Raw genomic sequence first — 14,331 nt, forward strand, 5'->3', positions numbered from 1 at the left:
CCACGTCCTCTCCGGCACCCGACCTACTCGGTATGCATAGGAGATGTATACCGGGTATGTCCAGACCGGTGTCAAGCAAATCTCGGATGTCGCCCGGGAGCGACACCGCGTCCGACTACGGTCCGCGGCATGTCCTACGACGCTCCCCAGCCTCCGCCGCAGCAGCCCTACGGCCAGCCCAGCTCGCCGTACGGACAGCAGCCGGGCCCGTACGGCCAGCAGGCCAACCCCTACGGCGGCGGGCCGTACGACACCCCCGCCGGTCACGGCGCGCCGTACGCCCACTGGGGCAAGCGGGTCGGGTCGTCGCTCGTCGACGGGCTGGTGATGCTGCCGTTCTTCGTCCTGGCCGTGGTCTTCTTCGTGATGTCGCGCGAGGAGACGGCGACCCAGACCTTCGTCGACGCCAACGGCGAGCAGGTCGCGTTCGGGACCGACGTCAGCTTCAACGGCCCGTTCCTGTGGCTGGCCGTCCTGCTCTACCTGGGCGCGATCGTCTTCGGGATCTGGAACGTGGTCTTCCGCCAGGGCCGCACCGGCCGCTCGCTCGGGAAGAGCGCCCTGGGCACGATCCTGCTCAAGGAGGAGACCGGCCGCCCGCTGGGCGCCGGGATGACCTTCGTGCGCCAGCTCTGCCACGTCCTCGACGGCTTCTTCTACCTCGGCTACCTCTGGCCGCTGTGGGACGCCAAGCGCCAGACCTTCGCCGACAAGATCGTCGGCACCGTCGTGCTGGACCAGCCGAAGGGCTGACGCAGCGGCCCCGGCAGACTCCGGGGATGACCACCACCCTGATCACCGGCGCCTCGTCCGGGCTCGGCGCCGAGATGGCGCGGCAGCTCGCGGCCCGCGGGCACGACCTGGCGCTGTGCGCGCGCCGCACCGACCGGCTCGAGCAGCTCCGGGCCGAGATCGTCGCCGCCCACCCCGACCGCCGCGTGGAGGTGGCGGCGCTCGACGTCACCGACCCGGACGCCGTCCGGGCCTGCTTCCGGGCCTTCGACGAGGACTTCGCCGCCACCGGCGGGGTCGAGCGGGTCGTGGTGAACGCCGGTCTCGGCAAGGGCGCGCCGCTCGGCACCGGCGGGGACGCCGCCAACCGGGAGACCGCCACCACCAACGTCCTGGGCGCGCTGGCCCAGGTCGAGTCCGCGGTCGAGCTGTTCCGCGCCGCCGGCCGCGGCCACCTCGTGGTCGTGTCGTCGGTCGCCGCGCTGCGCGGGCTGCCGCGGACCGTGACCACGTACGCCGCCTCGAAGGCCTTCGTGGCCCACCTGGTCGAGGGCCTGCGCACCGAGCTCGGCGACGCCCGCGCCGGCCGCGGCGTCCCGGGCATCGACCTGACCGTGCTCTACCCCGGCTACATCGTCTCGGAGATGAACGACGTGGACCCCGGCTCCAGCCCGCTCATGTCGTCGACCGAGAAGGGCGTCCGCTCGATGGTCGCGGCCATCGAGAAGCGGGTCGCCTCGGCGTGCGTGCCGCCGCTGCCGTGGGCACCGCTGTCCCTGGTGCTGCGGCACGCCCCGCAGCCGCTGCTGCGCCGGATGGTCTGACCGTCCCGGACCGGGCTCGGGTCGGCCCTCAGCGGTACGAGACCCGCGCCCGGTCCAGGTGGGTGTGCTCGTTGAAGGTGAGCATCCGGGTGCCGGTCGAGCCGACCAGGACCCGGGTCACCGAGGAGTTCACGCAGACGGTGTTGAACCGCTCCCACAGCCGGACCAGCGTCGGCCGGTCCGTCCCGTCGGGGTCGACGAGCCCTGCCGCGACCGCCCCGATCGGGCCGCCCGACGTGACCGCGACGACGACCCCGCCTGCCTCGTCGCCGACCGACACCGCGTCGGCCAGCGCCCCGCGGGACCGCGCGACGAAGGCGGCGAAGGTCTCCGGATAGTCGCCCTCGCCGGCCTCGTCGAGCGCCCACCGGCCGGTCGCCTCGACGAAGACCCGTTGGAACTCGCGGCGGTCCAGGGCGGCCGTGCCGCCCTGCGGCAGGTCCGGGTGCGCGGCGACCACGCCGAGGTGGTCGAACTCGTCCCACCCGGCGTCGACGCGCACCGCCTCGGGGTCCGGCCCCGGCGCGCCCGCGTCGGCGAGGCCGGCGAGCAGCCCCTCGACGGTCTCGCGCTGGCGCCGGAGGGTCCCGCGGACGACGGCCGCGGGGCGGACGCCCTGGGCCGCGAGGTGGGTGCCCAGCGCCCGCGCCTGCTCCCACCCGAGGTCCGAGAGGACGTCGTAGTCGTCGGCGCCGAAGGAGGCCTGCCCGTGCCGCACCACCAGGACCAGGGTCACCCGCGCAGGCTAGCGGGCGCCCTGCGGTCGTCCTACCCGGCCACCGCCCCCACCACCCGGGCCCGGACCAGCGGGTCGGCCCAGGCGCGGTGCTGGCGCGCGAGCCGGGCCGCGGACCAGCAGAGCATCGGCAGCGCCACCAGCACGGGGACGTGCCAGCCCGGCAGCCGCGCCAGCAGCGAGAACAGCACCCCGGTCAGGGTCGTGGCGAGCGCGAGGCGGGCGGAGTAGCCGACCATCGCCAGCGGCGGGGCCGGGGTGGCGCGCGCCGAGCGGAGGTCGGCGGGGTACGGGTGGGCCGCCGACCACCGCATCGAGGCCCCCACCACCTGCACCATGACCACCGCCAGCGTCGCCGCGACCGCAGCGGCCTCGCCCGGGGTGGGCACGCCGGCGCGCGTGGCGGCCAGCGCGACGGTGGCCAGCGAGCCGACCAGCAGCAGCTCGGCCAGCACCAGGGCGCGGGCGGCGAAGACCGTCCCCGGGTCGACGGGGAGGCTCTCGCGCCACAGCGCGCCCCGCTCGTCGAGGCACCACGCGTTGACGCCGAAGAGCAGCGCGGCCCCCGACGCGACCAGCCCCGGCAGGACCGTCACCGACTCCCAGGGCAGGTCCCCGAGCACGGCCACCAGGCCCGGACCGCCGGCGAGGACCAGCACCCCGCGCCGGGTCGGCACGGCGCGCCAGACCGAGGCGCGGTCCAGGCGTACGAGGGCGGCGAGGTCGCTGCGCGGCGCGGCGCGCGCGTGGTGGAGGCCGGTCTCGGCGCGCGCCTCGTCGGCCGGCAGCCGCCGCGCCGCCACGTGGGCCGGGACCGCGCCGAGCGCCACCGCGGCCAGCGCGACCAGCAGCAGCCCGGCGACCGTCAGCCCCCAGCGCACCCCGGGCGGCGAGGCCAGCCCGATCACCACCACGGTGGTCGGCGAGGCGTCCAGCAGCGGCAGCAGCCGGTCCGTGACCACCAGCGCGGTGACCCCGAGGACCACCGCCAGCCCCAGGGCACGCACCAGCCGGACGCCGGACGGCCCGCGGCGCACCGCTTCCAGGCTCCAGCCGACCACCTGCGCGACCGCGGTGGCCGCCAGCAGCCAGAGCACGACCACCACCTGGGCGGAGGCCAGCAGCGGACGGGGACCGAGGGCGTAGGCCGTCGCCCCGAGCAGCAGCCACGCCTGCAGCAGCCAGGCGATCGTCAGCGGCGCCAGCAGCAGCGCGCCGAGGTGGTCGGTCGTGGGCCCCACGGGGTACGCCGCGGCGTGGTCGCGCGCGATCAGCTCGCGCCCGCCGCCGCCCGTGACCGCGGCGAGCACGCCGAGCAGCAGGAAGGAGGTCAGCCCGGTGCCGAGCAGCAGGAGCAGGTCGCCGGCGCGGCCGTCGGGGTCCCCGGCCCCGGGAGCCCACGCCGGCAGCGTCGCGCTGCCCGCGGTGACGGACAGCACCGCGAGGAGTCCCCCACGCAGCGTGCGGCGCGGCAGCGTCCCGACCCGGAACCGGACCAGGTGGCCGACGTCCACCAGCGAGCCGCGGGCCTCCCGGCGGGCCGTGTCAGTCCAGGAGGCTGCGGTACTCACGCGCGCCGTCCTCCCCGAGCATCCGGGCCGCGGGCAGCGTGGCCACCCGGGCACCGGCGCGCAGCACCGCCACCTCGGTGCAGACCTCGACGGCCAGCTCGCGCAGGTGGGTCGAGACCAGCACGCAGGCGCCGCGGGCGCGCGCGTCGGCCACGACGTCGAAGGTGGCCTCGACCCCGATCGGGTCGACCCCGTCGAAGGGCTCGTCGAGCAGCAGCACCGACGGCTCGTGCACGGCGGCCAGCACGACCGAGAGCCGGCGCCCCATGCCGTGGGAGAAGCCGGAGGTGGTCCGGTGCGCGACGCCGCCGAGCTCGAAGCGCTCCAGCAGGTCGCGGGCGCGGTCCTCCCAGCCGGGTCCGAGCCGCCGCAGCCGACCCGCGAGCTGGAGGTGCTCCCACGGCGTGGCCCGGGGCACCAGGCCGCCGACGTCGGGGCAGTAGCCGACCAGGCGCTGGACGGCCAGCCGCTCCCGCCGCACGTCGAGGCCGCCGACGCGGACGTCGCCCGAGGTGGCCGGCACGACCCCGGCGAGCACCCGCATGGTGGTCGACTTGCCGGCGCCGTTGCGGCCGAGCAGCGCGGTCGCGCGACCGGCGGTGGCGGTCAGGCTGATCCCGCCGACGGCCTCGACGGCACCGAAGCGGACGTGGAGGTCATGGACCTCGACCGCGGCGCCCGTGGTGCTCGGGCCGGGGGCCCCGGGGACGGGCCCGGAGGGGGCGGTGGGGAGGGGGCCGGCGCTCACCGGCCCATCCTCGCCCGCCGCCCGCCTCACGCGGAGCGGTTTGGCCAGGTCTCCTGCCCGGTCACTCCCCGCCGAGCGTGGAGACCTCGACCGTGGTGGCGAGACCGGTGTCGCCGTAGCGGACCAGGCCCAGGTAGCGGTTGTCGGCCGCCAGGTCGGTCCAGGACGCCGTGTAGGTCGACTCCTCACCCTGCGTCACCGGCAGCGGATCGGGCGACACCGTGAACCCGCCGAGCGTGTCGGAGGCACCGAGGTCGTAGGTGTCGAGCCGGAAGGCCATCGGGGCGCCGTCGTCGCCGGCGGCGAAGCCATCGACGAAGACCGCGTAGGCCTCGGACTCCGGGTCCTCGACCGTGACCGACTCGTCGGCCGAGCCCGTGGCCGAGCTGACCTCGGGACCCGTGGCCGCGGAGCACGCCGCGTTCGTCGGGATCGCGACGAGGTCGAGGTCGGAGCTGTCGTCGGCTGCGTCGACGTCGAGGCGGAGGACCTCACTGTCGTCGGCGACCGGCACGCAGTAGCCGGCCGACTCCCCGATCCCGACGGCGCCCTCGGTCGACTCGGCCTGGGCCAGGCCCAGCGTGGCGAGGTCGACCTCGCCGGTGCTGCCGCTGGTGATCGTGACGTCGGTGGACCCGGTGGTCCCGGTGCCCGTGACCACCTCCGGCGCCTCGAGGGCGGTCGGTCGCAGCGCGACCGGCATCCGGACCGTGGTGGGGCCGGTCAGGGTGACGAAGCCCTGGCGCCACTGCTCCAGCGCCGTGCCGGGCCGGGCGGTGAACTCGAGCGTCACCTTCCGGCTCACCCCGGCGCGCGGTGCCGTCACCGTCGGCGTGACCGCGCGGACGCTGAACCCGGGGACCCGGCCCCGGACCCGCCACGTCCCGGCCACCTGGCTGGTGACCCTGCGCGTCACGGTGGTGCTGCCCACCACGGCGTGGTCGGCGATCGAGGGCAGGTTCACCGTGCCCGCGGCGCGGCTCTCGACCCCGGTGTCGAGACCCTGCTCGGTGAGCAGGCCGTACCACTGGCGCGGCGTCGAGGTGATGAACAGGCCCGGCCGGTCCATGGCGGCCGGGGCGACCTGACCGGCGCCCTGCGCGAAGGCGTCGCGGGAGGACCCGCCCTTCTCGGTACGCGTGCTGGTCGCCGTCGTCATCATCGCCGACTGGACCATCTGGGGCGTCCAGGTCGGGTTCTCGGCCATCAGCAGGGCACCGAGCCCGGCGATGTGCGGGGCGGCCATCGACGTGCCGGAGTAGAGGTCGAAGTCGCGGTCGCTGTTGGACGGGGGCGCCACGGCCGCGAGCACGCTCTGCCCGGGGGCCGCGATGTCGGGCTTGAGGATGTCGCTGTCGTTGGCCAGGGCGGGGCCGCGGGAGGAGTAGCCCGAGACGACCGGCAGCGGGGCGCTGGCCTCCTCCGACTCGTTGCCCGGCAGCAGGGCGGCGGTCGGCGTCTCGGCGGTGTCGAGGTAGGCCGAGACCGCCGGCAGCGCGGTGTCGGGCAGGTGCACCGTGGGCACCGCGTGCAGGTCCGCGTCCAGGCTGCTGGCAGCCGGGTTGACCAGGATCATCGCGACCCCGCCGGCACGCTCGACCTCGGCGGACTTGGCCACGCGGTCGTAGGTGCCCCGGAGGCAGAGCACGACCGAGCCGTCGACCGCGGCGTCGTCCAGGGTGTCGGGGCCGCAGAGCGCGGCCTCGCCCGGGTCGGCACCCGCGGCGACCGCGTCGGCGGCGTCGACCAGCGGGGTCTGCGCGGGCAGGCCCTCACGGTCCACCATCGCGCCGAGGTAGGTGCTGCCGTCACCGAGCTCGACGGTGCCCTCGAAGTTCCGGTAGGTCGAGGAGGCCACCGTGGTCAGCCACGGGCTGTTGTGGGCCACGGTCGAGGCGGTGGGCCCGCTGTTGCCGGCGGAGGCCGCGACGAAGACGCCGGCGTCGGCGGCGCCGGCGAAGGCGATCTCGACCGGGTCCACGACGGTCTCCAGCGCACCCGAGATCGAGAAGTTGATGACGTCGACGCCGTCACGCACCGCGTCGTCGATCGCTGCGAGGATCGCGTCGGTGTAGCAGCCACCGGTGTCGGGGTCGGTGTCCTCCCAGCAGACCTTGTAGGAGGCGATCGAGGCGCCCGGGACCATGCCGGTGACCTCGCCGAAGTCGATGCCGTCGACGGTGACGCCCCGCACGACGTTGCCGGCGGCGGTGCTCGCGGTGTGGCTGCCGTGGCCACCCCCGTCGCGCGGGGAGAGGAACTCGGCCGGGGAGTACTCGTCCTCGGGGACGCTGTCCACGAAGGTGTCCGGGTAGGCCCGGGCGCCGATCAGCTTGGTCGAGCAGTCGGCGACCGCGAACTCCTCGCCGGTCTCGCACGCGCCGCGGAAGGTGCCGCCGTCGGACTTGCGCATCGTGGTGGTGCCCAGCGGGTCGACCGTGGCGTCCCAGGGCCCGGTCGGGGTGACGCTGAGCGGGTCGCCGGTGAACGACGGGTTCTCCGGCCAGATCCCGGTGTCGAGGTCGCCGACCACGATGCCGGACCCGGCACCGCGCTGCGAGCCGGCCTGCTTCTTCCAGACGCCGCGCTTGCCGTACATCCCGAGGAACGAGGCGGAGTTGTCGCGGGCGTCGATCGAGCGGGCCTCGACCGGGAGGACGGCGTAAACATCCTTGTCGGCGGACAGCTCGGCGGCCTGCTCGGCGCTGAGCTCGGTCGCGAACCCGTTCGTGGCCACGGTGTAGCTGCGGACCACCTCGGCCCCGACCGCGGAGGCCGTGCTGCGCTGCTGGCGGGCCAGGAAGGAGCGGTAGTCACCGAACGCCGACGTCCCGGTGCGCAGCGACTCCCCCGGGGCCGCCTTGGTCGGGGCGAGCCCCGGGGTGCCGCCGTCGTAGGCCGCGATGCTCGGCTGCGTCAGCAGCACGATGTAGCGGCCGTCCTCGAAGGTCTCCGCCGACCGCAGGTCGGCCGCACCCGGGTCGATCTCGCGCAGCCCCCCTGCCTCGTCGGCGGCCTGGGCGGCCTGGGCGGGCGACAGCGTCGCGACCATGGCGGCCGCGAGCACCCCCGCCGAGAGGGCGCCGAGCGTGCGGCGGCGTGCGGCACTTCCGGGGTGGGGCAGGGACACGGGATCTCCTCGAGGACCGGCCGCGCGCCAGGTCCAGAGGGCCCGGTCGTGAACACGGCTGCTGGCACACTCCGCCCGACCCCTGACGATGTCAAGGCTCCACGCCACGACCAGGGACGATCTCCCGCGTCCGCGGCTCCGGGCAGGACGTCCTGCGGTCCGGCCCGGAGCCCTGGTGCTGCGTCAGACGGGGAACGCGCCGCCCGAGGCCGCGAGGTCGCGCAGCCACGGCGTCGGCCGGAAGCGCTCGCCGTACGCCTCGGCCAGCTCGTCGGCGCGGCGCACGAACGCGGCCAGGCCGATCTCGGCGGTGTCGTCGGCCGGGTCCTGGTAGCCGGTCATGTACTGCGCGGCACCCCCGGTCGCCGGCGGGAAGCCGATGCCCATGATCGAGCCGATGTTGGCGGCGGCCGCCGAGGTGACCACGCCCTCCTCGAAGCACTTCGCGGTCTCGAGCGCCTCGGCGAAGAGCATCCGCTGCTGGACGTCGACCAGCGGGATCTGCTGCTCGGCCACCGGGAACTCCTCCGCCAGCCCGGGCCACAGGCCCGTACGGCGGCCGTCGGCGTAGTCGTAGAAGCCGGCGCTCTTGAGCCGGGAGGGGCGGCCGAGCTCGATCATCCGGCGCACCACGGCCTGGCCGGGGTGCTCGACGACCTCGCGGCCCTCGGCCTCGTGGGCGTCGCGGGTCGCCTTCTCGATCTTCGCCATCAGCTCCATGTTGAGCTCGTCGGAGAGCTGGAGCGTGCCGACGGGGTAGCCGGCCTGGGTCGCGGCGCGCTCGAGGCTGCGGGGGTGCACGCCCTCGGCCAGCATCGCCAGGCCCTCGGTGACCATCGTGCCGATCACGCGCGAGGTGTAGAACCCGCGGCTGTCGTTGACGACGATGGGGGTCTTCTTGATCAGCTGCACGACGTCGTAGGCCTTGGCCAGGGCGTCGTCGGTGGTCTTCTCGCCGCGGATGATCTCGACCAGCGGCATCTTGTCGACCGGGGAGAAGAAGTGCAGCCCGATGAAGTCGGCCGGGCGGTCGACGCCCTCGGCGAGGCCGGTGATCGGCAGCGTCGAGGTGTTGGAGCACAGCAGCGCGTCGGCGTCCACGTGCGGGGCGACCTCGGCGAAGACCTTCGCCTTCAGCGAGGGGTCCTCGAAGACGGCCTCGATGACCAGGTCGCAGCCGGCCAGGTCGGCGGGGTCCTCGGTGGCGGTGATCCGGCCGAGCAGCTCGGCCTTCTTCTCCTCCGTCGAGCGGCCCTTGGCGATCGCCTTGTCGAGCAGGCCCTCGGAGTAAGCCTTGCCCTTGTCGGCGTTGGCCTGCGCGACGTCCTTGAGCACGACCTCGAGCCCGGCGCGGGCGCAGGAGTAGGCGATCCCGGCGCCCATCATCCCGGCGCCGAGGACACCGACCTTGGTCGGCCTCCACGGGGCGATGCCCTGCGGGCGCAGCGAGCCGGAGCCGATCGCCTGGAGGTCGAAGAAGAACGCCTGGATCATGTTCTTGGAGTTCTGACCGGTGATCAGCGACGTCAGGTAGCGCGACTCGATCCGCGAGGCGGTGTCGAAGTCGACCTGCGCGCCCTCGACGGCCGCCGAGAGGATGGCGCGCTGGGCCGGGTAGACCGCGCCCTTGGTCTGCTGGCGCAGCAGGGCCGGGAAGGCCGGCAGGAACTGCGCGAGCGCGGGGGTGCGCGGGGTGCCGCCGGGCATCTTGTAGCCCTTGACGTCCCAGGGGTTGGCCGCCTGGTCGGGGTGGGCGGCGATCCACGCCCGCGCCGCCGGCAGCAGCTCCTCGCGGGTCGCGACCAGCTCGTCGACCAGGCCCTTCTCGAGGGCCTGGGCCGGCTTGAAGCGGGCACCCTGGAGCAGGACCTCCATCAGGCCGGTCTGCAGGCCGAGCATCCGGACGACCCGGGTGACGCCGCCACCGCCGGGCAGCAGCCCGAGCGTGGCCTCGGGCAGGCCGAGCTGGGTGGCGGGGTGGTCGAGGGCGATCCGGTGGTTGCAGGCCAGGGCGATCTCGAGCCCGCCGCCGAGGGCGGCGCCGTTGATCGCGGCCACGACCGGGCGCGGGAAGGTCTCGAGGCGGCGCAGGGACGCCTTGACGTCCTCGGCCATCGCGAACACCCGGGGCGCGTCGTCGCGGGTGGTGGTGACCATCTGCTTGAGGTCGCCGCCGGCGAAGAACGTCTTCTTCGCGCTGGTCACGACCACGCCGGTGATGCTGTCGCCGTCGGCGGCCAGCTCGTCGTGCAGCCGGGCGACGGCCGCGGCCATCGAGTCGCGGTAGAGGTCGTTCATCGTGTTGGCGGACTGGTCGGGGTCGTCGAGGGTCAGGGTGACGATCCCGTCGGCGTCGCGCTCGTAGCGCACGGCGGTCCGGGTCTGCTCGGTGGTGCTGGTGCTCACGGGGAGTCCTTCGGGGTCTGCGGGACGGGGTGCGGGCGGCGGCGGGCCGCGGTCAGACGCGCTCGACGATGGTGGCGATGCCCATGCCGCCGCCGACGCAGAGCGTGGCCAGGCCGCGGCGCAGGTCACGCCGCTCGAGCTCGTCGACCAGGGTGCCGAGGATCATCGCGCCGGTCGCACCCAGCGGGTGGCCCATGGCGATCGCGCCGCCGTTGACGTTGGTGATCTCGTGGGAGATGTCGAGGTCCTGCATGAAGCGCATCGCCACCGCGGCGAAGGCCTCGTTGATCTCGAACAGGTCGATGTCGCCGACCTCGAGACCGGCCTTGGCCAGCGCCTTGCGGGCCGCCGGGGCCGGACCGGTGAGCATGATCGTGGGGTCGGCGCCGGAGACGGCGGCCGAGATGATCCGGGCCCGGGGGGTCAGCCCGAGGTCGGTGCCGACCTGCTCGGAGCCGATGGCCACGATCGCGGACCCGTCGACGATGCCCGAGGAGTTGCCGGCGTGGTGGACGTGGTCGATCTTCTCGACCCAGTGGTACTTCTCCAGGGCCACGTCGTCGAAGCCGGCGTCCTTGCCGATCCCGGCGAAGGACGGCTTGAGGCCGGCCAGGCTCTCGGGGCTGGTGTCGGGGCGGACCATCTCGTCGTGCTCGAGCACGGTGATGCCGTTGCGGTCCTTGACCGGCACGACGGAGCCGGCGAAGTAGCCGTTGGCCCAGGCCTTCGCGGCGCGGTGGTGCGACTCCGCGGCGTAGGCGTCGACGTCGTCGCGGGTCCAGCCGCCGAGGGTGGCGATCAGGTCGGCCCCGATGCCCTGCGGCACGAAGCCGGTGGTCAGCGCGGTGGCCGGGTCCATCGCCCAGGCGCCGCCGTCGGAGCCCATCGGCACCCGGCTCATCGACTCGACGCCGCCGGCGAGGATCAGGTCCTCGAACCCGCTGCGCACGCGCTGCGCGGCCTGGTTGACGGCCTCGAGGCCCGAGGCGCAGAACCGGTTCAGCTGCACGCCCGCGACGGTGTCGGGGTAGCCCGCGGCCAGCGCCGCGGTCTTCGCCACGTCGCCGCCCTGGTCGCCCAGCGGGGAGACCACGCCGAGCACGACGTCGTCGACGCGGGCCGGGTCGAGGCCGGGGTTGCGCCGGCGGACCTCCTCGAGGAGGCCGACCGCGAGGTCGACCGGCTTGACCTCGTGGAGGCTGCCGACGGCCTTGCCCTTGCCGCGCGGCGTGCGGATGTGGTCGTACACGAATGCTTCTGCCATGACCGTCCCAGGTGTCGAGTGTGCCGCGGGCCGGGTCCCCGACGACCGCGTACGTCGATTGTGACACCATCACTGTCATCGTGGTCAAGCCATCCGTGTGGCGTGGGTCACCGGCACCCGTCGCGGGCGCCGACCGAGGGCAGGGAGGTGCCGTGTGGACGAGGGCCTGCTGACGCTCGAGGAGCTCACCGCCCGGGTCGGGATGAGCGTGCGCAACGTTCGCTTCTACACCTCGCGCGGCCTTGTGCCGCCGCCCGTGCGGCGCGGCCGGTCCGGCTTCTACGGCCGGGACCACCTCGCCCGCCTCGAGCTGGTGCAGGAGCTGCAGAGCCACGGGTTCACCCTCGCCGCGATCGAGCGGTACGTCGGGGGCATCCCCGACGACGCCAGCCCCGAGGACATCGCGCTGCGGCGCGCGATGCTCGCCCCGTGGCAGGCCGACCTGCCGGTCACGATGTCGCGCGGCGACCTCGAGAGCCGCGCGGGCCGTCCGCTCGAGGACGCAGACGTGGACACGCTCGGGGCCCTCGGCATCGTCCGGCCGGTCGGCCCCACCGGTCCGCCGAACCACTACGAGGTCGCGGTCTCCCAGCTCTCGATCGGGCTCGGCCTGCTCGACGTCGGCTTCCCGCTGGAGGCGGCGCGGGCCGCCGCCGAGGTCTACGCCGCGCACGGGCGCGCCGTGGCCCGCGAGCTGTACGAGGTGTTCCGCACCCGGGTCTGGCCGGTCTACCAGGAGTCCGGGGCGACCCCCGAGACCATCCAGGACGTCGTGGAGCGACTGAAGCCGCTGTCGATCAACGGGCTCGTCCACGCCTACGAGCTCGGCATGGACGAGACCAAGCGGGCCGGGATCACCGAGCGCGCCGAACGGTCCGCGCGGCGCGAGCCGCCCGGGCCCGCGGACTGACCCGGCGGGGCGCCTGACCCGGCAGGGCGAGGCACGGTCCGGGTCCGGGCACCTATGTTGGGGCCATGTCTGACTCCGTCTCCGTCCTGGTCACCGGTGCGACCGGCTTCGTCGGTGCCCGCCTGGTCCCGGCGCTGGTGGAGCAGGGCCGCACCGTGCGCGCGATGACCCGGCGCCCGGGCGGCTACACCGGCCCCGCCGAGGCGGTCTACGGCGACGTCGGCGACGTGCCCAGCCTCGAGGCCGCGATGGCCGGCGTCGACGTAGCCGTCTACCTGGTGCACTCCCTCGACGACAACGACTTCGAGCGCAAGGACGCCGAGGCCGCGCGCTCCTTCGGCCGCGCCGCCCGCGAGGCCGGCGTGCGCCAGATCGTCTACCTCGGCGGGCTCGGCGACGAGGACGGCGACCTCTCGGCCCACCTGCGCTCGCGCCGCGAGGTCGAGACCCTGCTCGGTGAGGCCGGCGTGCCGGTCACCGTGCTGCGCGCGGCCATCGTGGTCGGCGCCGGCGGGATCTCCTGGGAGATCACCCGTCAGCTGGTCAAGAACCTGCCCGCGATGGTCGTGCCGAAGTGGGCGAAGACCAAGACCCAGCCGATCTCGATCGAGGACGTCGTGCGCTACCTCGCCGGCGTGGTCGACTGCGAGCCCGCGTTCGGCCAGACCTTCGACATCGGCGGCCCGCAGGTCCTCAGCTACCTCCAGATGCTGCAGGAGGCGGCCGAGGTGATGAACGGCCGGCGGCCGTTCGTGGTCACGGTTCCGGTGCTGACCCCGAAGCTCTCCTCGCACTGGATCGGCTTCGTGACCGACGTCGACGCCACCACCGGCAAGAACCTGATCGACTCGATGGCCACCGAGGTCGTCGTCACCGAGCAGCGCATCCGCGACATCGTCCCGGGCGAGCCGGTGGCCTACCAGGAGGCCGTGCGCCGCGCGATCGCGGAGTCCGCCCGCACCTGACGCGCGGACGCCCCGGCCGTCCCGTGCGGGGACGGAGGCTCAGGCGGTGCCGAAGATGTACGGCAGCGCCACCAGCATGCTGATGGACCACACGCAGTGGGTGATGATCGGCGCCAGGATGCCGCCGGAGGCCCGGCGCTGCAGCCCCACGACGAGACCGAGCAGGATCGCGGCGAAGGCCAGCATGATGTTGCCGGTCGCGGCGGTGGCGATGACGTAGGCCAGCGTCGACCACAGGATCGGGTACTTGGTGATCGCGGCGTAGAGCGCCCCGCGGAAGAACAGCTCCTCGGCGATGCCGTTGATCGCGGTGATCGCCACCAGCAGCGGCAGGGACCCGGCGTCGGCGTAGGAGATCACCTTCGCGACCTGGTCGGAGAGCCACGGGATCTGGGCGACCACGAGGCCCCCGGCGACGAAGAACAGCGCCAGCCCGGCGCCGAGCGCCAGGGGCGCGGTGATCGGGCGCTTGGTGGGCCCGGACAGGTCGGTGCCGATCGGGATCCGGCCGAGGTGGAGCGGGCCGGAGGCGAACGCGCCGACGAACCACACGGCGGCGACGACCAGCGAGGTGACGTAGAACGCCGTGCTGCCGGGCTCCAGCCGGAGCAGGAAGCCGAGCACGACGGCGCCGGCGAGGACGAACCCCGCCGTGATCAGCTGGCGTCGCCTGAGGTCCTTCTGGGACTGCCGGTGGTCGCGCGGGACCACGTCCCACAGCGCTCGCTGCAACCAGGCCTGCACACACATCACCCCTCGTCCCCGACTGTACGGAGAGGAGGGGTGATGGTCCGTGCGGGGGGCGGACCGTGCCCGCCCCTCGCTCCGGCGGTGCTGCGTCAGTGCTTGTTCTTGTCCCCGCCGACGATGTTCTTCGCGGCGTCCTTGATCTTCTCGACGCCGTCCTTGAGGTTGGCGGAGGCCTGGTCGCCCTTGCCCTCGGCCTCGAGGCGCTCGTTGCCGGTCGCCTTGCCGGTGCCCTCCTTGAGCTTGCCGCCGAGGTTCTCGCCCTTGTTCTCTGCCTTGTCGCCGATCGCCATGCTCG

At 74.2% G+C, this 14,331-nt stretch carries 12 protein-coding genes; 4 read left to right on the forward strand and 8 right to left on the reverse strand.

All coding sequences use genetic code 11. The features are described 5' to 3' along the window. The first annotated feature begins 129 nt into the window (after positions 1-129). Both ENKNEFLB_RS21580 and ENKNEFLB_RS21585 read left to right on the forward strand, forming a co-directional pair. A complete protein-coding gene (locus ENKNEFLB_RS21580; protein WP_214057220.1) occupies positions 130-753 on the forward strand; it encodes an RDD family protein in 624 nt (207 codons plus the stop codon). A 26-nt stretch (positions 754-779) separates the two neighbouring features. After that, positions 780-1,556: an SDR family oxidoreductase gene (locus tag ENKNEFLB_RS21585; RefSeq protein WP_214057221.1), complete on the forward strand. Its 777-nt coding sequence runs from the start codon at positions 780-782 to the stop codon at positions 1,554-1,556. Positions 1,557-1,584: 28 nt separating this feature from the next. On the opposite strand, the gene ENKNEFLB_RS21590 is transcribed toward ENKNEFLB_RS21585, so the two are convergent. The 6 genes from ENKNEFLB_RS21590 to ENKNEFLB_RS21615 form a co-directional block, all read right to left on the reverse strand. Further along, positions 1,585-2,292: a histidine phosphatase family protein gene (locus ENKNEFLB_RS21590; RefSeq protein ID WP_214057222.1), complete on the reverse strand. Its 708-nt coding sequence runs from the start codon at positions 2,290-2,292 to the stop codon at positions 1,585-1,587. A 32-nt stretch (positions 2,293-2,324) separates the two neighbouring features. Next, positions 2,325-3,863 (reverse strand): hypothetical protein, encoded by a 1,539-nt coding sequence (locus ENKNEFLB_RS21595; RefSeq protein ID WP_214057223.1) that lies wholly within the window; start codon positions 3,861-3,863, stop codon positions 2,325-2,327. Then, positions 3,838-4,611, reverse strand: a complete 774-nt coding sequence (locus ENKNEFLB_RS21600; RefSeq protein ID WP_214057224.1) for an ABC transporter ATP-binding protein — start codon at positions 4,609-4,611, stop codon at positions 3,838-3,840. Before ENKNEFLB_RS21600 ends, ENKNEFLB_RS21595 begins: the two co-directional genes overlap by 26 nt. Positions 4,612-4,672: 61 nt before the next feature. Then, a complete protein-coding gene (locus tag ENKNEFLB_RS21605) occupies positions 4,673-7,741 on the reverse strand; it encodes a S8 family serine peptidase (protein WP_214057225.1) in 3,069 nt (1,022 codons plus the stop codon). A gap of 183 nt (positions 7,742-7,924) precedes the next feature. Continuing rightward, the gene (locus ENKNEFLB_RS21610; protein WP_246535730.1) at positions 7,925-10,147 is read right to left on the reverse strand and encodes a 3-hydroxyacyl-CoA dehydrogenase NAD-binding domain-containing protein; all 2,223 of its coding nucleotides are present in this window, start codon (positions 10,145-10,147) and stop codon (positions 7,925-7,927) included. A gap of 52 nt (positions 10,148-10,199) precedes the next feature. Further along, a complete protein-coding gene (locus tag ENKNEFLB_RS21615; protein ID WP_214057226.1) occupies positions 10,200-11,411 on the reverse strand; it encodes an acetyl-CoA C-acetyltransferase in 1,212 nt (403 codons plus the stop codon). Positions 11,412-11,565: 154 nt separating this feature from the next. Between ENKNEFLB_RS21615 and ENKNEFLB_RS21620 the strand changes: the two genes are divergently transcribed. Further along, positions 11,566-12,321 (forward strand): MerR family transcriptional regulator, encoded by a 756-nt coding sequence (locus ENKNEFLB_RS21620; RefSeq protein WP_246535731.1) that lies wholly within the window; start codon positions 11,566-11,568, stop codon positions 12,319-12,321. A gap of 65 nt (positions 12,322-12,386) precedes the next feature. Next, complete coding sequence (locus ENKNEFLB_RS21625) at positions 12,387-13,286, forward strand: NAD(P)H-binding protein (protein ID WP_214057227.1); 900 nt, start codon at positions 12,387-12,389, stop codon at positions 13,284-13,286. 39 nt (positions 13,287-13,325) lie between these two features. Here the strand turns inward: ENKNEFLB_RS21625 and ENKNEFLB_RS21630 are convergent, their stop codons facing one another. Beyond that, complete coding sequence (locus ENKNEFLB_RS21630; protein WP_246535732.1) at positions 13,326-14,036, reverse strand: CPBP family intramembrane glutamic endopeptidase; 711 nt, start codon at positions 14,034-14,036, stop codon at positions 13,326-13,328. Positions 14,037-14,125: 89 nt separating this feature from the next. Then, positions 14,126-14,326 (reverse strand): CsbD family protein, encoded by a 201-nt coding sequence (locus ENKNEFLB_RS21635; protein WP_214057228.1) that lies wholly within the window; start codon positions 14,324-14,326, stop codon positions 14,126-14,128. Positions 14,327-14,331 lie beyond the last annotated feature (5 nt).

The sequence above is a fragment of the Nocardioides aquaticus genome, from assembly GCF_018459925.1.
Taxonomy (GTDB): domain Bacteria; phylum Actinomycetota; class Actinomycetes; order Propionibacteriales; family Nocardioidaceae; genus Nocardioides; species Nocardioides aquaticus.

Coding starts and splice junctions, on each gene's coding strand:
- ENKNEFLB_RS21580 (WP_214057220.1), top strand. CDS start 130: ATGTCCTACGACGCTCCCCAGCCTCCGCCGCAGCAGCCCTACGGCCAG.
- ENKNEFLB_RS21585 (WP_214057221.1), top strand. CDS start 780: ATGACCACCACCCTGATCACCGGCGCCTCGTCCGGGCTCGGCGCCGAG.
- ENKNEFLB_RS21615 (WP_214057226.1), bottom strand. CDS start 11,411: ATGGCAGAAGCATTCGTGTACGACCACATCCGCACGCCGCGCGGCAAG.
- ENKNEFLB_RS21625 (WP_214057227.1), top strand. CDS start 12,387: ATGTCTGACTCCGTCTCCGTCCTGGTCACCGGTGCGACCGGCTTCGTC.
- ENKNEFLB_RS21630 (WP_246535732.1), bottom strand. CDS start 14,036: ATGTGTGTGCAGGCCTGGTTGCAGCGAGCGCTGTGGGACGTGGTCCCG.
- ENKNEFLB_RS21635 (WP_214057228.1), bottom strand. CDS start 14,326: ATGGCGATCGGCGACAAGGCAGAGAACAAGGGCGAGAACCTCGGCGGC.